24 protein-coding genes are annotated in these 22,412 nt (G+C 60.4%); 10 read left to right on the forward strand and 14 right to left on the reverse strand.

Annotated features, from left to right (window positions below; all coding sequences use genetic code 11):
- Positions 1 to 16: 16 nt before the first annotated feature.
- Together MK745_RS09525 and MK745_RS09530 are read left to right on the forward strand one after the other, a co-directional pair.
- Positions 17 to 1,378, forward strand: a complete 1,362-nt coding sequence (locus tag MK745_RS09525; RefSeq protein ID WP_243613058.1) for a pyruvate dehydrogenase complex E1 component subunit beta — start codon at positions 17 to 19, stop codon at positions 1,376 to 1,378.
- Between the two features lie 12 nt (positions 1,379 to 1,390).
- Positions 1,391 to 2,716 carry a pyruvate dehydrogenase complex dihydrolipoamide acetyltransferase gene (locus MK745_RS09530; protein WP_243613059.1) on the forward strand — a complete coding sequence of 442 codons (1,326 nt, stop codon included), beginning with the start codon at positions 1,391 to 1,393 and terminating at the stop codon, positions 2,714 to 2,716.
- Between the two features lie 72 nt (positions 2,717 to 2,788).
- On the opposite strand, the gene cysE is transcribed toward MK745_RS09530, so the two are convergent.
- The gene (cysE, locus tag MK745_RS09535; protein WP_243613060.1) at positions 2,789 to 3,589 is read right to left on the reverse strand and encodes a serine O-acetyltransferase; all 801 of its coding nucleotides are present in this window, start codon (positions 3,587 to 3,589) and stop codon (positions 2,789 to 2,791) included.
- A gap of 85 nt (positions 3,590 to 3,674) precedes the next feature.
- Here cysE and MK745_RS09540 point away from each other — a divergent pair, with 85 nt between their 5' ends.
- Entirely contained in the window at positions 3,675 to 4,013 is a 339-nt protein-coding gene (locus MK745_RS09540; RefSeq protein WP_243613061.1) for a TraR/DksA family transcriptional regulator, read from the forward strand.
- Here MK745_RS09540 and MK745_RS09545 read toward each other — a convergent pair.
- From MK745_RS09545 to fabD, 8 genes are all read right to left on the reverse strand, one after another.
- The gene (locus tag MK745_RS09545; RefSeq protein WP_243613062.1) at positions 3,994 to 4,290 is read right to left on the reverse strand and encodes a hypothetical protein; all 297 of its coding nucleotides are present in this window, start codon (positions 4,288 to 4,290) and stop codon (positions 3,994 to 3,996) included. The two genes, MK745_RS09540 and MK745_RS09545, sit on opposite strands and share 20 nt — an antisense overlap.
- Positions 4,291 to 6,648, reverse strand: a complete 2,358-nt coding sequence (locus MK745_RS09550) for a phage tail protein (RefSeq protein ID WP_243613063.1) — start codon at positions 6,646 to 6,648, stop codon at positions 4,291 to 4,293.
- Positions 6,649 to 6,670: 22 nt separating this feature from the next.
- Positions 6,671 to 7,009 (reverse strand): hypothetical protein, encoded by a 339-nt coding sequence (locus MK745_RS09555; RefSeq protein ID WP_243613064.1) that lies wholly within the window; start codon positions 7,007 to 7,009, stop codon positions 6,671 to 6,673.
- A 178-nt stretch (positions 7,010 to 7,187) separates the two neighbouring features.
- Positions 7,188 to 8,342: an endolytic transglycosylase MltG gene (gene mltG / locus MK745_RS09560; RefSeq protein WP_243613065.1), complete on the reverse strand. Its 1,155-nt coding sequence runs from the start codon at positions 8,340 to 8,342 to the stop codon at positions 7,188 to 7,190.
- The gene (fabF, locus tag MK745_RS09565; protein WP_243613066.1) at positions 8,342 to 9,601 is read right to left on the reverse strand and encodes a beta-ketoacyl-ACP synthase II; all 1,260 of its coding nucleotides are present in this window, start codon (positions 9,599 to 9,601) and stop codon (positions 8,342 to 8,344) included. The genes mltG and fabF overlap by 1 nt, the downstream gene beginning before the upstream one ends.
- A 152-nt stretch (positions 9,602 to 9,753) precedes the next feature.
- Positions 9,754 to 9,987: an acyl carrier protein gene (locus MK745_RS09570; RefSeq protein ID WP_036558652.1), complete on the reverse strand. Its 234-nt coding sequence runs from the start codon at positions 9,985 to 9,987 to the stop codon at positions 9,754 to 9,756.
- 229 nt (positions 9,988 to 10,216) lie between these two features.
- Positions 10,217 to 10,954, reverse strand: a complete 738-nt coding sequence (gene fabG, locus MK745_RS09575; protein ID WP_243613067.1) for a 3-oxoacyl-[acyl-carrier-protein] reductase — start codon at positions 10,952 to 10,954, stop codon at positions 10,217 to 10,219.
- 74 nt (positions 10,955 to 11,028) lie between these two features.
- Complete coding sequence (gene fabD, locus MK745_RS09580; RefSeq protein WP_243613068.1) at positions 11,029 to 11,967, reverse strand: ACP S-malonyltransferase; 939 nt, start codon at positions 11,965 to 11,967, stop codon at positions 11,029 to 11,031.
- Between the two features lie 166 nt (positions 11,968 to 12,133).
- On the opposite strand from fabD, the gene MK745_RS09585 reads away from it, so the two are divergent.
- Complete coding sequence (locus MK745_RS09585) at positions 12,134 to 13,354, forward strand: cytochrome b/b6 domain-containing protein (RefSeq protein ID WP_243613069.1); 1,221 nt, start codon at positions 12,134 to 12,136, stop codon at positions 13,352 to 13,354.
- 69 nt (positions 13,355 to 13,423) lie between these two features.
- Here MK745_RS09585 and MK745_RS09590 read toward each other — a convergent pair whose 3' ends face one another.
- The 3 genes from MK745_RS09590 to MK745_RS09600 all read right to left on the reverse strand — a co-directional run bounded on the left by MK745_RS09590 (position 13,424) and on the right by MK745_RS09600 (position 15,388).
- A complete protein-coding gene (locus MK745_RS09590) occupies positions 13,424 to 13,987 on the reverse strand; it encodes a dihydrofolate reductase family protein (protein WP_243613070.1) in 564 nt (187 codons plus the stop codon).
- Positions 13,988 to 14,215: 228 nt separating this feature from the next.
- A complete protein-coding gene (locus MK745_RS09595; protein WP_243613071.1) occupies positions 14,216 to 14,791 on the reverse strand; it encodes a YceI family protein in 576 nt (191 codons plus the stop codon).
- A gap of 102 nt (positions 14,792 to 14,893) precedes the next feature.
- Entirely contained in the window at positions 14,894 to 15,388 is a 495-nt protein-coding gene (locus tag MK745_RS09600; RefSeq protein WP_243613072.1) for a hypothetical protein, read from the reverse strand.
- A gap of 265 nt (positions 15,389 to 15,653) precedes the next feature.
- Here MK745_RS09600 and rpsF point away from each other — a divergent pair, with 265 nt between their 5' ends.
- The 3 genes from rpsF to rplI are packed head-to-tail and all read left to right on the forward strand — an operon-like array spanning position 15,654 to position 16,904.
- Positions 15,654 to 16,007: a 30S ribosomal protein S6 gene (rpsF, locus tag MK745_RS09605; protein ID WP_243613073.1), complete on the forward strand. Its 354-nt coding sequence runs from the start codon at positions 15,654 to 15,656 to the stop codon at positions 16,005 to 16,007.
- 28 nt (positions 16,008 to 16,035) lie between these two features.
- The gene (gene rpsR / locus MK745_RS09610; protein WP_008328567.1) at positions 16,036 to 16,263 is read left to right on the forward strand and encodes a 30S ribosomal protein S18; all 228 of its coding nucleotides are present in this window, start codon (positions 16,036 to 16,038) and stop codon (positions 16,261 to 16,263) included.
- 11 nt (positions 16,264 to 16,274) lie between these two features.
- Positions 16,275 to 16,904 carry a 50S ribosomal protein L9 gene (gene rplI / locus MK745_RS09615; protein WP_243613074.1) on the forward strand — a complete coding sequence of 210 codons (630 nt, stop codon included), beginning with the start codon at positions 16,275 to 16,277 and terminating at the stop codon, positions 16,902 to 16,904.
- Between the two features lie 63 nt (positions 16,905 to 16,967).
- Here rplI and MK745_RS09620 read toward each other — a convergent pair whose 3' ends face one another.
- Together MK745_RS09620 and tig are read right to left on the reverse strand one after the other, a co-directional pair.
- Complete coding sequence (locus tag MK745_RS09620) at positions 16,968 to 17,384, reverse strand: DUF1330 domain-containing protein (RefSeq protein ID WP_243613075.1); 417 nt, start codon at positions 17,382 to 17,384, stop codon at positions 16,968 to 16,970.
- A 103-nt stretch (positions 17,385 to 17,487) separates the two neighbouring features.
- Positions 17,488 to 18,822, reverse strand: a complete 1,335-nt coding sequence (gene tig / locus MK745_RS09625; RefSeq protein WP_243613076.1) for a trigger factor — start codon at positions 18,820 to 18,822, stop codon at positions 17,488 to 17,490.
- Positions 18,823 to 19,010: 188 nt separating this feature from the next.
- Between tig and MK745_RS09630 the strand changes: the two genes are divergently transcribed.
- From MK745_RS09630 to MK745_RS09640, 3 genes are read left to right on the forward strand one after another with little or no spacing between them, the layout of a single operon-like run.
- Positions 19,011 to 19,229 carry a hypothetical protein gene (locus MK745_RS09630; RefSeq protein WP_243613077.1) on the forward strand — a complete coding sequence of 73 codons (219 nt, stop codon included), beginning with the start codon at positions 19,011 to 19,013 and terminating at the stop codon, positions 19,227 to 19,229.
- A 32-nt stretch (positions 19,230 to 19,261) separates the two neighbouring features.
- Complete coding sequence (locus tag MK745_RS09635) at positions 19,262 to 19,660, forward strand: plasmid mobilization protein (RefSeq protein ID WP_243613078.1); 399 nt, start codon at positions 19,262 to 19,264, stop codon at positions 19,658 to 19,660.
- Positions 19,657 to 22,365, forward strand: a complete 2,709-nt coding sequence (locus MK745_RS09640; protein WP_243613079.1) for an AAA family ATPase — start codon at positions 19,657 to 19,659, stop codon at positions 22,363 to 22,365. The genes MK745_RS09635 and MK745_RS09640 overlap by 4 nt, the downstream gene beginning before the upstream one ends.
- The last annotated feature ends 47 nt before the right edge of the window (positions 22,366 to 22,412 follow it).

Below are 22,412 nucleotides of genomic sequence, written 5' to 3' on the forward strand. Positions count from 1 at the left end.
CGGAGAGATTTGAAAGATGGCTATTGAAATTCTGATGCCTGCCCTGTCGCCGACGATGGAAGAGGGCACGCTTGCAAAATGGCTCGTGAAAGAGGGGGACGAAGTGTCCTCGGGCGATATTCTCGCCGAGATCGAGACAGACAAGGCGACGATGGAATTCGAAGCGGTGGATGAAGGCGTGATTGGCCAGATCCTCGTGCCGGAAGGCACAGAGGGCGTAAAGGTCAACACCGCCATTGCGACGCTTCTTGAAGAGGGCGATGCGCCCGACGCGACCCCGAAGAGCGCCTCTGCGCCTGCGGAAGAGGATGCGGCCCCTGCCCCGGCAGCCGCTGTTGCGGCCGCGCCGGACGCGCCCAAGGCTGACCTCAGCCCGGATTGGCCGGAAGGCACCGAGATGAAATCGCAGACCGTGCGCGAAGCGCTGCGCGATGCGATGGCCGAAGAGATGCGCGGCGATGACAGTGTTTATCTCATGGGCGAGGAAGTTGCCGAGTATCAGGGCGCCTACAAGGTCTCGCAGGGCCTGCTCGACGAGTTTGGCGGCAAGCGCGTGATCGACACGCCGATTACCGAACACGGGTTTGCCGGGATCGCCGTGGGCGCGGCCTTTGGTGGCTTGCGGCCCATCGTGGAGTTCATGACCTTCAACTTCGCTATGCAGGCGATTGACCAGATCATCAACTCGGCGGCGAAAACGCTCTACATGTCGGGCGGCCAGATGGGCGCGCCGATGGTGTTCCGCGGCCCGAACGGTGCCGCCGCGCGCGTCGGCGCACAGCACAGCCAGGACTACGCCGCATGGTATGCGCAGATCCCCGGCCTCAAGGTCGTGATGCCCTATTCGGCATCGGACGCCAAAGGCCTTCTCAAGACTGCGATCCGCGATCCCAACCCGGTGATCTTCCTTGAGAACGAGATCCTTTATGGCCGCAGTTTCGATGTGCCGGTGATGGATGATTTCACCGTCCCGTTCGGCAAGGCGCGCATCTGGCGCGAGGGTTCGGACGTGACCATCGTCTCCTTCGGGATCGGGATGCAATATGCGCTCGAGGCGGCAGAAAAGCTCGCCGAAGAGGGCGTCGAGGCCGAGGTGATCGACCTGCGCACGCTACGGCCCATCGACTATGACACGGTGCTCGCCTCGGTGATGAAAACCAACCGCTGTGTCACTGTCGAAGAGGGTTGGCCCGTCGGGTCGATCGGTAACCACCTGTCGGCGACGATCATGGAGCGCGCGTTTGATTATCTCGACGCGCCGGTCATCAACTGCACCGGCAAGGACGTGCCCATGCCCTATGCGGCGAACCTCGAGAAACACGCGCTTGTGACGACCGACGAGGTTGTCGCGGCGGTGAAACAAGTCACTTATCGCTAAGGAGACGCGGACATGCCTACTGAAATTCTCATGCCCGCCCTGTCGCCGACCATGGAGGAAGGCACGCTTGCGAAATGGCTCGTGAAAGAGGGCGATACGGTCTCCTCGGGCGATATTCTGGCGGAGATCGAAACTGACAAGGCCACGATGGAGTTCGAGGCCGTGGATGAAGGGGTCATCGGCAAGATCCTCATCGAGGACGGCAGCGAAGGGGTAAAGGTCAACACCGCCATCGCCGTGCTTCTTGAAGAGGGTGAAAGCGCTGACGACATCGACACCAGCGCCCCGGCGAAAGCCGCAGCGCCAGCATCGGATGCGGGGTCTTCGCAGGCCCCTGCCGAGGCCGCGTCGAAACCCGCAGAGGCCAGCGCCGCACCTGCCGCACCGCAGGCCGGGGATGGCTCGCGCATCTTTGCCTCTCCGCTCGCCCGCCGCATTGCCGCCGACAAGGGCGTCGATCTTGCCGCGCTCAAAGGCTCCGGCCCGCGTGGACGGATCGTCAAGGCCGACGTGGAAGCGGCGCAGCCCGGCACGAAGGCAGCCGCCGCGCCAGCCACCGCCGCACCGGCCTCTACATCGGCCCCTGCCCCTGCGGCTGCGCCGACAGGTCCGGATACAGAGACCGTCAAACGCATGTATGAAGGGCGCGACTATGAAGAGGTCACGCTCGACGGGATGCGCAAAACGATTGCCGCGCGGCTTTCGGAAGCGAAGCAGACCATTCCGCATTTCTACCTGCGCCGCGATATCAAGCTCGACGCGCTGCTCGCGTTCCGCAGCCAGATCAACAAGCAGCTCGAGGCGCGCGGCGTAAAGCTCTCGGTGAATGACTTCATCATCAAGGCCGTGGCCAACGCGCTTCAGCAAGTGCCGGATTGTAACGCGGTCTGGGCCGGGGATCGGGTGTTGAAGTTGAAACCTTCGGACGTGGCCGTGGCGGTCGCTATCGAAGGCGGACTGTTTACGCCGGTTCTCAAGGACGCGGACATGAAGACGCTTTCTGCGCTTTCGACCGAGATGAAGGATCTCGCCGCTCGCGCCCGCGAACGCAAGCTCGCGCCGCAGGAGTATCAGGGCGGCACCTTCGCGATCTCCAACCTCGGTATGTTTGGCATCGACAATTTCGACGCCATCGTGAACCCGCCCCATGCCGGTATCCTTGCTGTGGGCTCGGGGGTGAAGAAGCCCGTGGTGGACGCAGAGGGTAACCTGAGCGTGGCGACCGTGATGTCGGTCACCATGTCGGTCGACCACCGTGTGATCGACGGCGCGCTTGGGGCAGAGCTTCTGAAGGCGATTGTCGAGAACCTCGAGAACCCTGTGACGATGCTCGCCTGATCGCGAGTCACGGAAAAAACAAAAGCGCCGCAAGATGTTGCGGCGCTTTTTTCATGTCTGGATGTCGGTCGATCAGTCGAACATCTGATCCATTTCGACCGAAGGGTGTTCGCACCCCGCTTCGCCGACAATCTTGGCCGGGACACCGGCAACCGTCGAACAGGGCGGCACTTCTTCGAGCACCACGGAGCCGGCGGCGATGCGGCTGCAATGGCCGACCTTGATATTTCCGAGCACTTTCGCCCCTGCCCCGATCAACACACCATCGCCAATCTTGGGATGGCGGTCTTCCTCTTCCTTGCCGGTGCCGCCAAGGGTCACAGAATGGAGCATGGAGACATTGTCGCCGACCACAGCCGTCTCGCCAATGACGATCGAATGGGCGTGGTCGATCATAATCCCTTTGCCGATGCGGGCGGCAGGGTGAATATCGATGCCAAAGATTTCCGAGGTACGCATCTGGATGAAATAGGCGAGGTCATAGCGCCCTTGTGTCCAGAGCCAGTGGCCGATGCGATAGGCCTGAACAGCCTGATAGCCCTTGAAATAGAGGATCGGCTGAAGGAGGCGGTGGCAGGCCGGGTCGCGTTCATAGATCGCCATGAGGTCGGCGCGCGCGGCTTCGGCAAGGGCCGGTTCGGCGGCAAAGGCCTCGTCCCCGATCTCGCGCAGGATCACCATCGACATCTCGTTCGACGACAGCTTGGCCGCAAAACGGTAGCTCAGCGCGCGTTCGATGGATTTATGGTGGAGGACACAGGCATGCACGAGACCGCCCATAATCGGCTCGTCCTGAACCGCCTGTTGCGCTTCGGTCGTGATCTGTTGCCAGACCGGGTCGATCTTGGTCAATTTCGCGCGGGTTTCAGCCATGGCGTCCTGTCCTCTGTTCGCTTTAGACTACACCACATAAGACATTTTCCGCAAATTCAAACCCGTTTACGGAAGGATCACGGAGATGAATGAAAGCGAGAGCGCGAAGTTCCGGGCCATGATCGAGACGCGGTTGGCGCAGATCGAGGAAGAGAACCGGCTTGGCGCAGAGGGGCAATCCGTTGTGACGCTGGATCAGCAGGCGGTAGGACGGCTCAGCCGGATGGACGCGCTCCAATCACAGGCGATGGCCAAGGCGGGTCAGGCGCGGCGCGATGGCGAGGTCAGGAAACTGCGCGCGGCACTTGATCGGATCAAAGAGGGAGAGTTCGGCTATTGCGAGGATTGCGGCGGAGAGATCGCATTGAAGCGCCTCGCATTTGATCCCGGTGCGGCGCTCTGTATCAGCTGCGCCTCCGGCTAAGACGCCAGTCGATGAGCGTCGAGAGGACAAGCTCGAAACACTGGCAATAGTCCTGATCTCCAAACCCCGGTTCCGGGCGCATCGGGTGCTGGCCCGCCGCCGACATGAGCGAACCATCCCCCCAGAGACAATGGCTATGCCCGAAGCGTTTGAAATATCGGTGCGCGGCGTCGGCTTCGTAGATCAGGCGCCGACAAGCCGGTTCCCGCATCATCTGCGGCAGCACGAGAAGCGCCCGCGCCGCCGCCACCACATCGCCATGCATCACCCGGCGCATCTAGGCCTCGAGCGCGATCCGCGCGAAGGGACCGGGGCCGAACCGGGCCGAGACCTGCGCCACTGCGATCTCATAGGGGCCAGAGAGGCCATCCGTGGCCTGCGCTGCCGCATCATAGATCCAGACCGGGACGTCGAGCGTCATCTCGCGGACAACTGAGGCTCCTTGCTGCACACGCAGGAGATACTGCTCTTGCTCTTCACCCAAGGGCACCTCTGGCTGGTCCCAGCCATCGCCATCAATCCGCGTCCGGCGCACCCATGTCAGCGAGAGATCGCCATTGGCCTCTGGTACTGCGCGCAGGTGACAGGGGCGATAGGGGCGTAGCCCGTTGCCTGCGAAGGCTTCGACATGATGGCGATAGGACGGATCGTCATATCCGCGCTGTGCCGGGCCGATCCGGTAGTGCCGCGCCACATCGCGCGCAGCGCTGGCAAGGTCGATCTGTTCCACTCCGTCACCAAGACGCACCACCCACGATCCGGCAGGCCATTGCCCCGGTATAAGCGCATCGGTGCCAAGCTGGCCGCGCAAGCGGTGACGCAACCACCAAGTATCCGGCGCGATCAACTCGGCCTCGCCAAACTGCAATAGCTCCCAGTTTCCCGGCGTGCCATCGCCGATCGCAATTAGGTTGGCGCCGGATAGCATTGCCTCTTCCGGTACGCTTTCGAACGCGCCCGAGATCAATCGCACCTGAAGGGCCGGGCCGTCATCGAACCGCCCGCTTGGCGCCGCATGTAACGCGGTTTCCGTAACGCCGATTGTGGCAGGTCGGCTCAGGAGCCTGTTCAGAGAATAGTTGCCATCGCTCACCGAGTCATAGACCGCGACGCTCCCTGGCCAAGACTTCGCCGTCGTCGCGATATGGGGAGCATGGGGCAACTCGTCGCCACGCATGAGAGGCAGGTCGAGGAAAAGCGTCTCGACAGGAGATGGTGCAGCAAAGGCACGATGCGCAGGCGTATCCTCTTCATAAGGAACCGCCTCGTAGGTTGCAGGGAGGATGCGGGCGGCCTCAATGATCTGATGAACGCCAAGTTCGACGGAATCGATGCGGAAATGCTCTGTGCCGCTTTCGCCGTCAAGCGACACCACGTCCCCTGCCCCAAGCGAAAGGCGCGAAGGCGGCAACGCAAAGCGCAGGCTTTCGCGCGCCACTCGAGCCTCGTTCAGCCAGCGTTTTGCCACGTGCCGCCCTTCCCCGCGCGTCATTGCCAGCGGTAGCTCACTTTGCGACACTCCGCGCAGGGTATCGTCGGGCATGTTGGCCTCTTCCGCGACCACGTCGAAATCGCCATCCGCTTCGATAAAGTTGACCCGCACGCGCCCGGAAAGCTCGCTTTCAGCGGCGCGCAGACGTTCGATGCGCCCATCGAGATCCTCACTGATCGCTAGGCGCTCCTCGTCGAGCGGCGCCGCATCGTCCCCGTCGCGCATCCGGAACTGAAGGCGTCCATCGCGTTCGACCGCATCGAAGCCATAGCGCAGCATGAGCGGTTGCAGCGCGGCGCGGGCGTCGCTGATCTGGTCGATAGTATAGCCGCTCACAACGCCGCGCAGATCGCGAATGTCGTAGTGTTGGAGCCCCGCATCATCGCAGATTTCTGCCACTACCGACGCCAGCGCACGGCTTGACACACGCCCATTGAGCCAATGCCCACGAGCATAGTTCGCGCCGTCGCTCCAAAGCGCACGCGCGTTTGGAAACGCCGGGAAGGGCCGCGTGTCCCAAGCCCATGCACAGGCTCCTCCCATATCGACCATCGGCGCACCGTAAAGCGGCGACACCGGGTTGTGCGTGGGATCATTCCAGTAGCTTAGCATGGCGCGGTAGTATTGCTGTTGCAGGTAGTCGTCGCGCTGGCCGTTGGAGGCGTATGGCAGACCGCTCTCCGACGATTTCACATCGACGAAACGGTTCGGCTGGTTCGTGCCCTTGTCAATCGCGGCACAGCCGATCTCATCAACCCATGCCGCATCGAATTGCGGCCCCCGAAGCGCCTCGGGCTCATGTGCCGAGAACACCTGCGCAATCGCACCGTTGGGCCAAACGAGCCGCTTGCGTCCGGCCTCCCAGACCGGTTTGCGATCCGGCGGGGAACAGGCAAGGATACCGCTCTCGCCAAAGATCATCACCTCGCGCACCTGATCGACGGTCTCTCCGACAAGCGCCACGCGCCGCGCCCGGCCTGTGTCCGTGGGGCCATCGCCCTCGACCTGCATGCGCACCCATTCCGACCCGGCCCGCGTCTTGCCCGCGCCGCGCCCGCCAAGGATCACCCAAGTGGCCCAATCGCCTTCCGGCGCGAGTTGATGCTCGTAGGCCCAGAAATCAAACAAGAAGGGGAGAGCCAAAAGCTCTCCCTCGCTGAGGCTGTCAAGAAACGCCTCCTGCGTCTTCCGCGGCGCGGAGGCGATCCAAGCGGCGCCCGATCTGATCCCGCGCGCTGTCGAGTGCGAGTTTCGGGGCACCGGCCCGGCCTCTGTCTTCTGTGCGGTATGTGTCAAAGCGTGTCTCCGTATCAAGCGCCAACCGGACGAGCCCGCGCAGATCGCGTACCAAGGGCGCGCACTGGGCAATCGCCCGGCGATCGCCCCGGCGCAGATGCGTTTGCAGCGTCCCGACCGCGTCGCTCAGCCCAAAGAGAAGCTGTCGCAACTGTGCGATTTCGCGGTCCAGTGTGGGCTCGCCCGTAGGCGGGTGGGGTGTGGTCATCTGTGCTCATCGCCTCTCATGCGTGGTGTGCCCCTCCGCACGAGCGTCCCCATCGGGAACGTCCAGCACCCCCAGTCCTAGACCAGCCTCCCCGCCAAAACGTGAATCCACCGTACGGAGGGTGCGACACGAAAAAGGGCGCCCCGAAAGGCGCCCTTCTGTCTGTCTCGCGATATGCTTACTGGTCGTTGCGTTCGGCTTCGATCCGACGCCACTTGGCCACGTTGTCGTTATGCTCGGCCAATGTTCGTGCAAAGGCATGGCCGCCCGACCCATCCGCGACAAAGAAGATATATTCCGTCTGGTCCGGGTTGACCGCTGCCTCAAGGCTGGCTTGCCCCGGGTTGGCGATCGGCGTCGGCGGCAGACCTTCGATCACATAGGTGTTCCAAGGCGTCTCACCGCGCAGCTCGCTCTGGCGCAGGCCGCGGCCAAGAACGCCCTGCCCCCGCGTGATACCGTAGATCACCGTCGGGTCGGTCTGGAGCTTCATGCCGCGCTCAAGGCGGTTGGTAAAGACGCTCGCCACCTGACGGCGCTCTTCCGGAACCCCGGTTTCCTTCTCGATGATCGACGCAAGGATGAGCATCTCTTCGGGCGACTTAAGCACCGTATCCTCCGAGCGGCTTTCCCACGCGGCGGCGACGCGCACGGTCTGCGCCTCAGCCATCCGCGCGATGACCGACGCACGGCTATCCCCTGCGCGCACCTCATAGCTATCGGGCGCAAGCGTGCCTTCTGCGGGCACCTCGACCTCGCCCGACAAAAGATCAATCGCCTTCAGCGCATCGACCACCTGCCAGCTCGTCACGCCCTCGGCCAACGCGATGCGATAGCGCGTATCACGGCGCTGGCGTCGATCGGTATAGACCTGCGGCACCTCTTCGGCCTCGGCCGGGTTGAACGACGCCAACTCAACAAAAGCCTTCGCCTCCGGATCCAACTCGCGCACCTGCACCACCTGACGGGTGACACCGACGCGGTAGACGATCTCCGTGCCACAGGTGCTCGCCCCGCCACGGGTCACGATATCGGTGATCTCTTGCATCGAGGCATGCGCCGGAACAAGGAACGATCCTGCCTTCAACTGGCTGGCCTTTTCCGTGTAATCCGCACCGATGCGAAAGATCGGGCCGCTGCTGATCGCGCCGCTCTCGTCAAGCTGGCGAGAGATGCGGTCCATTGTCGACCCCGGTTCCACCCGAAGGCAGATCGGCGCATCCAATGGCCCTTCCGCGGTGTATTGCCCCTTCCCCCAAAGCACGAGGCCCGCGAGCAGGAACAATGCCACGATCAAAAGCATGATCGCGTTCGAGGCGATGTGTCGCCACATTAGCTCACCTTTCCGAAGAGCACCGAGGCGTTCGTGCCGCCAAAGCCAAAGGAATTCGAAAGCGCCACGTTGATTTCGCGCTCCACCTTCTTGTTCGGTGCAAGATCGACCTGCGTCTCGACCGCAGGCGTCTCGAGGTTGATGGTCGGCGGCGCGACCTGATCGCGGATTGCAAGGATCGAGAAGATCGCCTCAATCGCGCCCGCGGCACCAAGAAGGTGACCTGTCATCGACTTGGTCGAGGACATGGTGACGCTTCCTGCCGCATCGCCCATCATGCGCTCTACCGCGCCAAGTTCGATCACGTCGGCCATGGTCGAGGTGCCATGCGCGTTGATATAGTCGATGTCTTTCGGCTCAAGCCCGGCATTGCGCAGCGCCGCACGCATGGACCGCTCGCCGCCTTCGCCATCTTCCGAAGGGGCCGTGATGTGATAGGCATCGCCCGACATGCCATAGCCGATCACTTCGGCATAGATCTTCGCGCCGCGTGCCTTGGCGTGTTCGTATTCCTCAAGAACCACAACGCCTGCACCCTCGCCCATCACGAATCCGTCGCGATCTGCGTCATAGGGGCGGCTCGCGGCCTTGGGATCGTCCGCACGTTTCGTCGAAAGCGCACGCGCCGAGTTGAAGCCGGCAATGCCGATCTCACAGATCGCCGCCTCTGCGCCGCCCGCCACCATCACATCGGCATCGCCGAACATGATGATCCGGCTGGCATCCCCAATCGCATGCGCGCCGGTCGAGCACGCCGTGACAACCGCGTGGTTCGGCCCCTTAAAGCCGTATTCGATGCTGACCTGACCCGAGATCAGGTTGATAAGGGCGCCGGGAATAAAGAACGGCGAAACACGGCGCGGGCCTTTTTCGGCCATCAGCAACGTGGTCTGTTCAATCGACTGCAAACCGCCGATCCCCGACCCGATCATCACGCCCGTGCGCTCACGGCCCTCGGAATCTTCCGGCTTCCAGCCCGAATCTTCGACCGCCTGCTTGGCAGCCGCCAGACCGTAGAGGATAAAGTCATCGACCTTGCGACGCTCTTTCGGCTCCATCCAATCGTCCGGGTTGAACGTCCCGTCGCTGCCGTCGCCATAAGGCACTTCGCACGCATATTTCGTCGTCACGCGCTCGGGATCGAACCGCGTGATGGGGCCAGCCCCGGATTGCCCATCAAGGAGCCTCGACCAGGTTTCTTCGACCCCGTTGGCCAACGGAGTCACAAGCCCCAGTCCGGTAACGACAACACGACGCATGTTTATGCCCTTTCCTCAATATTCCCGAAAGCTCTTAGCCCGGCTTGCCCCTGCGGGGCAAGAGTTTGACGCCCGATCGGCAGGATCCGGCAAAAGAAAAACCCCTGCCAATATGGCAGGGGTTCCGTGACCTTCAAGAAGGTCGAAAAGCCTTAGGACGCTTCGGAGATGAACTTCACCGCGTCGCCAAAGGTCTGGATGGTCTCGGCTGCGTCGTCCGGGATCTCGATGCCGAACTCTTCTTCGAAGGCCATCACGAGTTCCACGGTGTCGAGGCTGTCTGCGCCCAGATCGTCGATGAACGATGCGTTCTCAACGACTTTGTCTTCTTCCACACCAAGGTGCTCGACAACGATTTTCTTAACGCGATCTGCGATGTCGCTCATGGTTCATTCCTCATTTTTGGTTTGGGAGCATGTCCCGTCTTGTGATCCTGATGCCTTTTTACAGGCAATGATGTGCCGTGGAACAGCCCCCTTCGGCAAACTCTGGCGCGCTATAGCACACTGCGCCTGTTTGGCAAATGCTTTCCCGCCCCTTGCGTAAACCCCAAAATGGAGACTGCAAGAGCGTGGCGCAAGAGGCGATTTCATGCATCTCCTCTGCCCCTTTGCCTCAAAGCATCGCCATACCGCCGTTGACGTGAAGCGTCGTGCCCGTGACATAGCCTGCTTCCGGGCTGGCAAGGTAAAGCACCGCCGCCGCGATTTCCTCGGCCGAACCCATGCGCGCTGCCGGGATCTGGGCGTTGATCTTGCCTTTTTGATCATCCGTGAGCTTGTCGGTCATCGCCGTGGCGATAAAGCCCGGCGCCACAGCGTTGGCGGTGATGCCACGGCTTGCGACCTCGTAGGCGATGGATTTCGTAAGACCCACCATGCCCGCCTTGGAGGCGGCATAGTTTGCTTGGCCGGGGTTGCCGGTGGCACCAACGATGGACGAGATATTGATGATCCGCCCCCAACGCGCCTTCATCATCGGGCGCATCACGCCGCGGCAGAGCCGCATCGTCGAGGTGAGGTTGACGTCAAGCACCGACTGCCACTCCTCGTCTGACATCCGCATGAAGATCTGGTCACGGGTGATCCCGGCATTGTTGACGAGAATATCAAGCGCACCCATCGCCTCGATGGCCTGTTTCGGAAGCGCGTCGACCGCCTCCGGATCGCTGAGGTTGCAGGGCAGCACATGCGCCCGCTCGCCAAGCTCTGCCGCCAGCGCCTCAAGAGGCTCCACGCGGGTGCCGGAAAGGCCCACCGTCGCGCCCGCCGCATGAAGCGCCTTGGCGATCTCGCCGCCGATCCCGCCCGACGCCCCGGTCACAAGGGCGCATTTTCCTGTCAGATCAAACATGTCTCTTATCCTTATTCCTGCCACCCGGCACATGCCCTTTCACGGGTCACACGCCGGGCCATACTCGTTTCGGCTTAACCGAGGCTCTCGGCTGCCGCTTTCACATCATCAGGTGTGCCCACGGCCTTGCAGGCAATCGCCCGGTCAATCCGCCGGATCATTCCCGCCAGCGCCTTGCCTGCACCAACTTCCCACGCTTCCGTGATGCCGTTCTCCGACATCCACTGCACCGATTCGCGCCAACGCACGGAGCCAGTGACCTGATCGACGAGAAGCGCGCGGATCGTGGTCGGATCGCTGACCGGTTCGGCCAAGACATTGGCGATGACCGGCACCGCAGGCGCCTTGATATCCACTTGGCCAAGCGCCTCTGCCATGGCATCTGCCGCCGGTTTCATCAGCGCACAATGGAACGGTGCACTCACCGGAAGAAGAACCGCGCGTTTCGCGCCCTTGCCCTTGGCGATTTCCACCGCGCGCTCAACCGCGCCCTTGTGGCCCGACACCACGACCTGTCCGGGGTCATTGTCGTTCGCCGCCTGGCACACCTCGCCCTCGGCAGCTTCGGCGGCAACTTCGCGCGCCGCTTCGAAATCCAGCCCAAGAAGCGCCGCCATGGCGCCGACCCCAACCGGAACCGCCGCCTGCATCGCCTGCCCACGCGTGCGCAGAAGACGCGCGGTATCGCCAATAGACAGGGCGCCTGCCGCTGCCAGCGCCGAATACTCACCAAGAGAGTGGCCCGCCACACAGGACGCCGCCTCGATGGTCACGCCCTCTGCCTCAAGTGCCTTCATCGCCGCCAATGAGGTCGCCATAAGCGCCGGCTGCGCGTTCTGCGTCAGGGTCAGTTCGTCTTGCTCCCCCTCCCAGATCAGCCCACTCAGGGATTCCCCAAGCGCCTCGTCCACCTCGTCGAAGACGGCCTTTGCCGCCGGATAGGCTTCGGCAAGGGCCTTGCCCATCCCAATCGCCTGTGCGCCCTGGCCCGGAAATACGAATGCTCGGCTCATAACTGGTCTCCCGTCTGCCTCCACGTTTCAAACCGGGATACCCCGACCGCCCCACGGGCGCAACGCCATAGCGCATTTGCGCACGGCCCTTGTGCGCCTGTCTGCGTTCCGGTTTTCGCCCATGCAGCCTAGATAGATCGAAAACCCGTGACCCAAGGACATCTCCATGCCCCTGCAAGACACAACGGCTCGCTATGGCAGCCTGACCAAGACCTTTCACTGGCTGACCGCCCTTCTGATCCTAAGCGCGATCGGCCTCGGTCTTTTGGCCGAGAACGCGGCCTATGCGACGGGCGACGAGCTAGCCCGCAAGGCAACGCTCTTCTCAATTCACAAGACCGTCGGCATCGCCGCCTTCCTGACCGCGCTCCTGCGAATCCTCTGGGCCGTGAGCCAAACCCGCCCCGGCCTCCTCCACCCCGAGCGCCGTCTCGAAGCCTTTGCCGCCCACCTCGCCCATTGGCTCCTCTACGGCGCGATGGTGATCGTGCCGCTCTCGGGCTGGGTGCATCACGCCGCCACAACCGGCTTCGCGCCGATTCTCTGGCCCCTTGGCCAATCCCTGCCCTTCGTGCCGAAATCCGAAACCGTCTCGGAACTGGCCTCGACGGTTCACTACCTCGGCTTCCTGATCCTCGCGGGCACGATCCTCGCCCATGTGGCGGGGGCGCTGAAACATGCCCTGATCGACCGTGACGATACATTGCGCCGGATGCTGCCGCAGCGCGCCGATTTCCCCGCAACCGCGCCGCGCCGCCACTTCCTGCCACCGCTCGCCGCGGCTGCTGTCTGGGCCGGGATCATCGCCTTTGGCGCCATGAGCACGAGCTTCGCCCCCGAAGCCCCGCAACAGGCCGCTGCGCCCGCGCCCGTCACAAGCGACTCCGCCGCCAATTGGCAGGTCGAAAGCGGCACGCTCGCCCTCACCGTCTCGCAGTTCGGCTCCGAAGTGTCGGGGCGCTTTGAGACATGGGATGCTCAGATTACCTTCCACGAGACCGCCACCAACGGCAGCCACGGCCGCGTCGAAACACGTGTGTCCATCCCGTCACTGACCCTCGGCTCTGTCACCGATCAGGCGCTTGGCCCCGATTTCCTCGCCGCCGAAGCGCACCCGACCGCCCTCTTCACAGCAGATATCCTACCCGCAGAGACCGGCTATATCGCGCGTGGCACACTCGCCTTACGCGACGCAGAACAGCCGCTTGATCTGCCCTTCACCCTCGAGATCGACGGCGACACCGCCACAATGCAAGGAGAGCTCACCCTCGACCGCCGCGACTTCTCCATCGGTGACAATATCGCCGAAGAAAGCTCGCTCGGCTTTGGTGTCCGTCTCGACATTTCCCTCACCGCCACCCGCACTGCGCCAGACGCGAACAGCTAAGCTTACCGGCTTGGGCATCATGCATGGAAAGAACGCCCTCAGAGAACTCTCCGAGGGCGCTCACAAGGCCTATTTCTCAAGAACGGGTTCCGAACTGTTGGCTGCGCCCAGCTCAAATCGCTCAACGAGATACCCTCCTTCGTAAGAAGTCGTCCCCGTTCTGAGAAGAGACAGAGGCCGCCCTTGCCCACCGAAGAGCGGTACACCGTCCCCATAGACACAGGGCGCACGCTTCAAGACGAGTCGGTCGATAAGACCCTGCCTAAGAAGCCAACCGGCGAATTCTCCTCCGCCACAAAGGTAGATTGGCCCTGGGGATTTTGCCTTCAGGCGATCTATCCGATCAGACCACCGGTCTTCTACAACGTGAATTTGGCTCTTATCGCCTAGACGAAGGCTTTGCGAGAATACAAAGGTTTCCATGTGTGCATATGGATTGTCCCCTGGACGAAGCCCGAAATCATATCCAAATTCATAGGTCTTTCGTCCCATGATTGCGGTCGCATAGCCGTCAAGTCGCGCCATGTAGTCGTCAACAACTGGCCCATCTGGGGCAAACAGAGAGATATCCCCATCCTGACCGCAGATATAGCCGTCCAACGAGACGGCAACGTCATAAATAATAGGTTGCATGCGTTGCTCCTGCAGCAATTCCAAATCTGCCGATATCGGCGTGAAACGAATTTGGAACTATTTGATCACTGGCAGGGCACTCCTCTACTACTGTCATTGGGCTAGCATGGCCGTAGCTCCGGCGTCAAATCGACCCAAATCTGAACGGAACCAACCCGCAAAAAGGGCCGCCGGTCTCCCCGGCGGCGCTTTCTATGTCTTCTATGCCTCAAATAGACCCTTTGCGGATCACTCGGCTTTCATCGCCTCAACCGAGATCATCACCTCGACCTCGTCCGAGACGTAAGGTGCAAACTTGCCAAGGCCATAGTCCGAACGCACGAGCGTGGTGGTCGCGTCGAAACCGGCCCATTCTTTGCCCGCCATCGGGTGTTCGCCAGATTGGTTCAGCGCCGCATCCAACACCACAGGCTTGGTCACGCCGTTGAGCGTCAGGTCGCCAGTGATCTTGGCCGTTGCTTCGCCCGTGACCTCGATACCGGTCGAGGTAAAGGTGACCATCTCGTCTTCACCCGCGCCAAAGAAATCTTCCGACATGAAATGCGCGAACCGTGCTTCCCAGCCGGTCATCATCGCACGCACCGGGAAGGCCACGTTGACGGACGAGGCCGCCGGGTCTTCCTTGTCGAACTGGATATCGCCCTCAAACCCCGAGAACATCCCGTAGGTGGTCGAGAAACCGAGGTGGTTATAGCTAAAGAGGATCTGGCTGTGGCTGGCGTCGAGCGTGTAGGCAACAGGCTCGGCCGATGCGATTCCGCCACCAAGAAGAAGTGCGGCAGCAGCAATCATATGGGTTTTCATTTTGGATAACTCCGGTTGGGTTTTCAGATGGCCTGAATGTCTATCCCAACCGGGTCGTGCACAATTCGCTACACTCCAACAGGTTTTGTGCGCTGGTGAACATCACGAAACTGCGAGCGATTGGCTCCGCAGCTGTGCGATCGCGTCAAGACGGGCATTCGCCCCCTCGAGCGGCAGTTCCGCAAGAATCTTACCAGTGTCGCCATACATCGTCAGCACGTCATCCGAGACCTGGATCCGGCCAATATCTTCATAGTTGATGCTGCGCACGATATGGCTGCGCCCCCGCGACAAGCCCTGCACAAGAAGCACCTGACGGTTGCGCCCGTCGAAATGCAACTCAAAGCGCGGCTTGTCGGTGGCGATCTGGGTCATGCCGACGCCAGCGGTCACCATCATGATCGACAGGAACATCTTGGCAAGAAGGATCGACGGATCGAGATCCTGTCCCGGCACAAGCCAGAGACCCGCCCCTGCCCAGATGAACCCAAAGCCGAAAAGCACTGCCGCGGCACGGACCGGAAAGGATTGCGCGCGCTTCAATTCCTCGGACTGGACGCTTGATGAGGCAGAAAGCCCCTGAACTGCGACAGCCATTTTCCCACTCCCACTCATGAGACTATCATTTCGATGCCTTATGGTCGGTCGAGATTCGGGCGAGAATGCGGCAACGCCGGGGAATTCTCACGCCGCCGCCCGTGGCGTGAAAACCTGAAAACAAGCCTTGCGCCAGCCGCTCAAACCGCTATACAGCGCCATCCTTTCGCGTGAATTATGAACCGCGCAGTCTCTCGTGGGTGGGGTGCGAAAGGACGTCAACGCCCCGCTCTTTGAAATGCGCCTGAAAATGAATGGAGCACACATGCCCCTCTATGAGCATGTATTCATCTCGCGCCAGGACCTGTCCAACGCGCAAGCCGAAGGCCTCATCGAACATTTTGGCACCGTCCTCGCTGACAATGGCGGCAACGTCATCAACAGCGAATACTGGGGCGTCAAAACGATGGCCTACAAGATCAACAAGAACCGCAAGGGCCACTATGCCTTCCTGCGCACCGACGCTCCGGCGGCGGCTGTTCAGGAAATGGAACGCCTGATGCGCCTGCATGACGACGTGATGCGCGTTCTCACCATCAAGGTTGACGAGCACGCCGAGGGTCCGTCGATCCAGATGCAGAAGAAAGACGACCGCGACAACCGTCGCGAACGTCGTTGATCCACGCGTGAAGAAAGGACACTAAACCATGGCTGCAAAACCGTTTTTCCGCCGCCGCAAAGTCTGCCCCTTCTCGGGCGACAACGCACCGAAGATTGACTACAAGGACACCAAGCTCCTTCAACGTTACATCTCTGAGCGCGGCAAGATCGTGCCTTCGCGCATCACCGCCGTTTCCGCCAAGAAGCAGCGTGAGCTGGCCCGCGCAATCAAGCGCGCCCGCTTCCTCGCCCTGCTTCCCTACGCCGTGAAATAAGGAGAGAACTGATGCAAGTTATCCTTCTGGAACGTGTGGCCAAGCTCGGCCAGATGGGCGAAGTCGTCGACGTCAAACCCGGCTACGCTCGCAACTACCTCCTGCCCCAGAACAAAGCGCTGACCGCTTCCGCGGCCAACATCGCCCAGTTCGAAGAGCAGAAAGCCCAGCTTGAAGCCCGCAACCTCGAGTCCAAGAAAGAAGCCGAAGCTCTCGGTGAGAAACTCGACGGTCAACAGTTTGTCGTGATTCGTTCGGCATCCGACGGCGGCAACCTCTACGGTTCCGTTTCGACCCGTGACGCCGCAATCGTGGCAACCGAGGCTGGCTTCTCGATCGACCGCAAGCAGGTTCTGATCCGTCAGCCGATCAAAACCCTCGGCCTGCACGAAGTCGAAGTGCACCTGCACCCCGAAGTCGACGTCGTGATCAAGCTCAACGTGGCACGCTCCGACGAAGAAGCCGAGCTTCAGGCATCGGGCAAGTCGATCCAGGAACTCGCAGCCGAGGCAGAAGCCGAAGCCGAATTCGAGATCGCGGAACTCTTCGACGATATCGGCGCGGCTGCGTCGGAAGACGAAGACCTTGCCGAAGCTGTCGAAGAAGACGCTGGCGAAGAAGAAGAGACCACCGAGGAATAATCCTCCCCTCTTCTCCCAACTTATTGAAACCGGCGCCCTCGTGGCGCCGGTTTTCTTTTGGGGCTACTCCCCGAAATTGCCGCCCGTTTCAATCGGCGCCATGCGGACAAGACGGCTATCGACGACCGCCGCCTGCCGATGCGCCATGGCCTTGCGATATTCCGGGTCTTTGAGCATATCGACAAAGGCCTGCGGGCTCGGATATTCCGCGATGAAACAGAGATCCCAGCCCTCCTCCTTCGGCCCGATCACCATCTGCTCCATCGCCCCACGCCAGACGATCCGCCCACCAAGCCGCTTGAACACCGGCGCGCTTTCGCGGCCATAGGCGGCATAAGCCTCCTTGCCGCTGGCTTCGCGCCCGTCTTCGTACTCGGCCCTGTCGCGCAGTTTGACGAGGTTCAGCATATGGATCGGCCCGGGCCGGTCATTGGCCTTGAAGGCCTCGAAATCTTCCTTGTCAAACGCGGTATAGGGCATGGGGTCCTCCTGATGTCTTTCCCCCAGACTGGAACACCGCCCTGCACAGGCCAACAAAAAAGGCCGCCCGAAGGCGGCCTTTCAAAGGATGTGACGCAAGGTCTTACTCGTCTTCGAGCGACTCGAGCGCTTTCTCGAGATCGGCCTTGGCGACCTCTTTCTCGCTGACTTGGGCCAGTTCGAAGACATAGTCGATGACCTTGTCCTCGAAGATCGGCGCGCGCATCTGCTGCTGCATCTGGGCGTTCTGCTGCACGAATTCGAAGAACTCGCGCTCCTGCCCCGGATACTGGCGTGCCTGGTTCATGATCGCCTGGGTCATCTCGGCGTCGGTCACTTCGACCTCGGCTTTCTGGCCAAGCTCGGCCAGCAGGAGACCAAGGCGCACGCGGCGCTCTGCGAGGGTCTTGTGCTCGTCGGTCGGCTCGATCTCGCCGTGATCGTGGCCCTGCACGTCCGGGTTGTCGTCGTGCCAAAGCTGGTGCGCGATCTGGCCGGCTTCTGCTTCAACGAGGCTCGGCGGCAGCTCAAAGCTGACCATCTTGTCGAGTTCGTCAAGAAGCGCGCGCTTCATCAGGGCGCGGGCCGCACCAGCGTATTCCGCCTCAAGGCGCTCGCTGATCTGACCTTTGAGAGCTTCGAGATCTTCCGCACCGAACTTCTGTGCAAGCTCGTCGTTGACCTCTGCCGCAACCGGTTCCTTCACCTCTTTGATGGTGCAGGAGAACACGGCTTCTTTCCCGGCAAGGTGCTCGGCCTGATATTCTTCCGGGAAGGTGACGGTGACGTCTTTTTCTTCCTCGGCCTTCACGCCGACAAGCTGTTCTTCAAAGCCCGGGATGAACTGGTTCGAGCCAAGCACGAGCGGGAAGTCTTCCGCCGAGCCACCCTCAAACGCTTCGCCATCGACCTTGCCGACGAAATCCATGACGACCTGATCGCCGTCTTTCGCCTTGGAGCCCTTGCGGCGCGCTTTGAAGTCCTGCGCGGTCTCGGCAAGGTTGCCAAGCGCTTCTTCGACGCCCGCGTCGTCGGCCTTCACGACCATCTTCTCGAGCGAGATGGACTTGAGATCGACTTCCGGGATTTCCGGCAGGGCTTCATAGGACATTTCGACTTCGACGTCGTCGCCCTCTTTCCACTCTTCGCCGTTCTTCATCTCGATTTTCGGCTGGGCCGCCGGCTTGTCGCCAGTGGATTCGAAATGCGCGCCCATCGCTTCGTCGATGGCTTCCTGCATGGCTTCGCCAAGAAGACGCTGACCGAACTGTTTCTTCAGAAGCGGCATCGGCACCTTGCCTTTGCGGAAACCTTTCATTTCGATTTCCGGCTGCGCCTCGGCCAGCTTGGCGTTGACCTTGTCGTCCAGCTCCTGCGCGGTCAGCATCATCTGATACGCGCGTTTCAGACCTTCATTCAGAGTCTCGGTGACCTGCATTTCAGTTCCCCATAGGTTACGGCGCGCATGAACCGCGCGCGGGCAAAAATTTTCGCCGTTCTATTGGCCAGCGCGACCGGACGCAAGCGCAAATCCCCTGCCCTTGCTGCGAGGTTTCGCCTTTCTCGGCAGACAAGCGCGCTAACGGCGTGAAAACCCTGTAAAACCGGGCCAATCAGACGATCATCTTGGAAAAGCATGGTGCACCTGATCTGACGAATCTAGAACCGGAAAATGTCCAAGAAATCTTCGCTGAGCTTGAAGATTGGGGGCATATTCTCGGCGCTGATCCTTTGGTCTCGCGAAAGCTGAAAGAGTTTGAAGCCGCCGCTTCGCAGCCGCCTTCTACCCAACAAAAACAGACGAGCCGCAAGGTATCTCGTCCAGTGCGAGGGCCGTCGCTATGAGTGGAGGGGATCGGAAGACAAAAGCAGATTTCTTGGCGTCGGCGGGACTAACGAAGGATGGTAAACTGCGCAAACGCAGCTCCGTTCCGCCTGTCACCTTGCGCCTCACACCAGATGAGCGTGAGCGGTTGGAAGAACTGGCGGCTGGTATGACGCTCAGCGCCTATATCCGTGCCTGTGTTTTTGCCAAGGAAGAGCGCAGGCGCAAACGTCGCTCTAAGAATGCTGTCGCGGATAAGAAAGCGATTGCCGAAGCCTTGGCGCTGATGGGGCAATCGCGCATTGCCAATAATCTCAATCAGCTCGCTCATCAGGCCAATATCGGTGCGCTTGATATGGATGAAGACACGCGCGGGCAGATTGATGAGGCATATCTCTTTATCGCGGAGATGCGCGGGATGTTGGTCAAGGCGCTGCGGTCGGGCGCATGATCTTAGAAGGCAATGAACGTGGCAATGGCGCAGAGCTTGCGCAGCATTTGATGAATGCCCGCGACAATGAGCATGTCACCGTACATGCCATCAATGGCTTTGTGGCGGATGATTTGTACGGCGCATTTGCCGAAGCTGAAGCCATTGCCGCTGCCACCCAATGCCAGAAATATTTATTTTCGTTGTCATTGAACCCGCCACCGGATGTGCGAGTGTCCATTGATGTGTTTGAAGATGCGGCGCAGCGGGCAGCTCAATCTCTTGGTTTGGCGGACCAGCCTTACGCCATCGTCTTTCACGAAAAACATGGCCGACGTCATGCCCATTGTGTTTGGTCTCGTATCGATGGAGCTAAGCTGAAGGCGATCAATATCGCCCACTATAAGCGCAAGCTGATGGCAATCTCTCGCGTTCTTTATATCGAGAACGGTTGGGATATGCCTGCGGGGTTTGAAGATCATCAGAAGCGCGATCCGCTAAATTTTTCACGGAATGAGGCTGGACAAGCCAAGCGTGTGAAGCGCGATGCGCAGGCGCTGAAGTCCATGTTCCATCAATGCTGGCAAGCATCGGACACGTGCTCCAGCTTTGCTGCGTCGCTTTGGGCTGAGGGGTATGTACTGGCACGGGGGCATCGGCGGGGTTTCGTGGCCGTAGATGCCAATGGCGAAATCTATTCACTGTCCCGCTGGTGCGGTGTGCGGACAAAGGAACTCCGTGCAAGATTGGGTGATCCGCTTGACCTGCCGAGTGTTGAAGAGGCGCATACCTTGTTTGAAGCTCGCGTTGTTGAGCAAGCAAAAGCAAAAGCGGTTCACGAAAACGAGTTTCAAACCCGCTTGGATCAACTCGTTGCGCGCCAACGCATCGAGCGTGATGAACTTTTGAAAAATCAAGAACAGCGCCACGCGCAAGAATGCGTCAAGCGGAATGAGCGCCTGCCGCGCGGTATGCGCTTGGTCTGGGCGCGGATTTCCGGTGCGTATGACCGACTGATCGTTGATCTGGAAAACGAAGCCGCCGCCTGCGATGCGCGGGATCAACAAGAGCACCAAGCGCTTATCGATAAACATTTATCCGCTCGCCGTGCCTTTGAGAGACGTCATAGGTTTGATGATCTTGGCGCGGAGCTTGGACAGGCGTTTGCGGATGCTCTTTGCAGCGACCCGAGGCAGCGCCTTGATCTGCCCGAAGAAGATGTTCCTTTCACACGCGCGCAATTGCAGCGCAATCCAGAGCTGATCCTTGACTATATCTCAGAAAAACAGGCGCGTTTCACCGCATTGGACGTAAAGCGCAATCTGACGAAATTCATCGACAATCCGCTTGCCTTGCGAGGTGCCATCGACAAAGCGCTCATGTCCGATGAGCTGGTTGCCCTTGATGGCGGGGGTTACACCACCATGGAGTATGCCCAAAGTGAGATGGAGCTCTTTGACGCAGCCGATGCAATGGCAAGATCACCCGTCGGTGCTGTGCGGGCCGAGACCTTGTCTCACGCCATGGCGATCCAAAACAACAAAATGCAGCGCGCGTTTGGTGGGCAGCTCAGCGATGAACAGGGACACGCTCTTCGCCATATATGTAGCGACGATCAGCTTTCCTGTGTGGTCGGTCTTGCTGGCGCAGGAAAAAGCACGATGCTTGAAGCCGCCAATGCCGCTTGGACCAAACAAGGCATCCAAGTTCACGGGGCAGCGCTTTCGGGTAAAGCTGCGGATGGGTTGCTTGCATCATCCGGCATTGAAAGCCGAACACTGGCATCATTGGAGCTGAGCTGGAAAAACGGCCATGAGCCAATTGGCAAAGGTGATGTGCTGGTCGTTGATGAAGCAGGTATGATCGGCACGCGCCAATTAAGCCGCCTCATGGTCAAAATGAATCAGATCGGGGCCAAGCTCGTGTTGATTGGTGATCCTGATCAGTTGCAACCGATTGAGGCGGGGCAACCATTCCGACGTTTGGTCAACAATATTGGCGCTGCGCGTTTGAACGAAATCCATCGCCAACGCGCAGAGTGGCAAAAACTGGCGTCACGGGACTTGGCGGCGGGGCGTGTACAGGAAGCAATGAATGCCTATGATCACAACGGTGGCGTGCACCATTCTCAAAACCAAAAGCAGGCTCTGGCCGCTCTGGTAGAGGCTTACATGGTTGATGTTGAAAGCAGTGGGGTAAACAAAACCCGCCTCGCTTTTGCGCATCGACGGAAGGACGTATTTGCACTTAACCAAGCCATTCGCGGCGCTCTGAGGCAGGCGGATGAGATTGATCATTCAGAGCAAGTATTTGAAACCGAAACAGGCCCGCGCGTGTTGGCCGCACGTGACCGCATTGTGTTCACGTCCAACAACAAAGAACTGGGAGTCAAAAACGGTATGCTTGGCACTGTCGAGAAAATCGATGGCTCTAAAATCTCAGTACGCTTTGGTGACTTGGAGCGAACGCGCGTGACATTCGATGCGAATAGCTACCGCAGCTTTGATCACGGCTATGCCGTCACGGTTCACAAATCCCAAGGTGCGACGGTGGACCGATCATATGTGTTAGCTTCCCGCACGTTGGATGCGTCTCTGACCTATGTTGCCATGACGCGGCATCGCGACGATCTGCGGCTGTTTGTGAGCGATAAGGACCGACCACGATGGGCGAAAGCTAGTCCTCGTTGGGAACAACGCCATCTGCGGCACGGCCCTTCGATGTAACTTTTAAGTGCAGGCTCCCTTTAGACTTGATTCATTTTGTCTACTAT

The sequence above is a fragment of the Shimia aestuarii genome, assembly GCF_022814865.1.
Classification (GTDB): domain Bacteria; phylum Pseudomonadota; class Alphaproteobacteria; order Rhodobacterales; family Rhodobacteraceae; genus Shimia; species Shimia aestuarii_A.

What these genes read in the sequence shown, in the direction of transcription:
- MK745_RS09525 (WP_243613058.1), top strand. Translation starts at nt 17, where the DNA reads ATGGCTATTGAAATTCTGATGCCTGCCCTGTCGCCGACGATGGAAGAG.
- MK745_RS09530 (WP_243613059.1), top strand. Translation starts at nt 1,391, where the DNA reads ATGCCTACTGAAATTCTCATGCCCGCCCTGTCGCCGACCATGGAGGAA.
- cysE (WP_243613060.1), bottom strand. Translation starts at nt 3,589, where the DNA reads ATGGCTGAAACCCGCGCGAAATTGACCAAGATCGACCCGGTCTGGCAA.
- MK745_RS09540 (WP_243613061.1), top strand. Translation starts at nt 3,675, where the DNA reads ATGAATGAAAGCGAGAGCGCGAAGTTCCGGGCCATGATCGAGACGCGG.
- MK745_RS09545 (WP_243613062.1), bottom strand. Translation starts at nt 4,290, where the DNA reads ATGCGCCGGGTGATGCATGGCGATGTGGTGGCGGCGGCGCGGGCGCTT.
- MK745_RS09555 (WP_243613064.1), bottom strand. Translation starts at nt 7,009, where the DNA reads ATGACCACACCCCACCCGCCTACGGGCGAGCCCACACTGGACCGCGAA.
- mltG (WP_243613065.1), bottom strand. Translation starts at nt 8,342, where the DNA reads ATGTGGCGACACATCGCCTCGAACGCGATCATGCTTTTGATCGTGGCA.
- fabF (WP_243613066.1), bottom strand. Translation starts at nt 9,601, where the DNA reads ATGCGTCGTGTTGTCGTTACCGGACTGGGGCTTGTGACTCCGTTGGCC.
- MK745_RS09570 (WP_036558652.1), bottom strand. Translation starts at nt 9,987, where the DNA reads ATGAGCGACATCGCAGATCGCGTTAAGAAAATCGTTGTCGAGCACCTT.
- fabG (WP_243613067.1), bottom strand. Translation starts at nt 10,954, where the DNA reads ATGTTTGATCTGACAGGAAAATGCGCCCTTGTGACCGGGGCGTCGGGC.
- fabD (WP_243613068.1), bottom strand. Translation starts at nt 11,967, where the DNA reads ATGAGCCGAGCATTCGTATTTCCGGGCCAGGGCGCACAGGCGATTGGG.
- MK745_RS09585 (WP_243613069.1), top strand. Translation starts at nt 12,134, where the DNA reads ATGCCCCTGCAAGACACAACGGCTCGCTATGGCAGCCTGACCAAGACC.
- MK745_RS09590 (WP_243613070.1), bottom strand. Translation starts at nt 13,987, where the DNA reads ATGCAACCTATTATTTATGACGTTGCCGTCTCGTTGGACGGCTATATC.
- MK745_RS09595 (WP_243613071.1), bottom strand. Translation starts at nt 14,791, where the DNA reads ATGAAAACCCATATGATTGCTGCTGCCGCACTTCTTCTTGGTGGCGGA.
- MK745_RS09600 (WP_243613072.1), bottom strand. Translation starts at nt 15,388, where the DNA reads ATGGCTGTCGCAGTTCAGGGGCTTTCTGCCTCATCAAGCGTCCAGTCC.
- rpsF (WP_243613073.1), top strand. Translation starts at nt 15,654, where the DNA reads ATGCCCCTCTATGAGCATGTATTCATCTCGCGCCAGGACCTGTCCAAC.
- rpsR (WP_008328567.1), top strand. Translation starts at nt 16,036, where the DNA reads ATGGCTGCAAAACCGTTTTTCCGCCGCCGCAAAGTCTGCCCCTTCTCG.
- rplI (WP_243613074.1), top strand. Translation starts at nt 16,275, where the DNA reads ATGCAAGTTATCCTTCTGGAACGTGTGGCCAAGCTCGGCCAGATGGGC.
- MK745_RS09620 (WP_243613075.1), bottom strand. Translation starts at nt 17,384, where the DNA reads ATGCCCTATACCGCGTTTGACAAGGAAGATTTCGAGGCCTTCAAGGCC.
- tig (WP_243613076.1), bottom strand. Translation starts at nt 18,822, where the DNA reads ATGCAGGTCACCGAGACTCTGAATGAAGGTCTGAAACGCGCGTATCAG.
- MK745_RS09640 (WP_243613079.1), top strand. Translation starts at nt 19,657, where the DNA reads ATGATCTTAGAAGGCAATGAACGTGGCAATGGCGCAGAGCTTGCGCAG.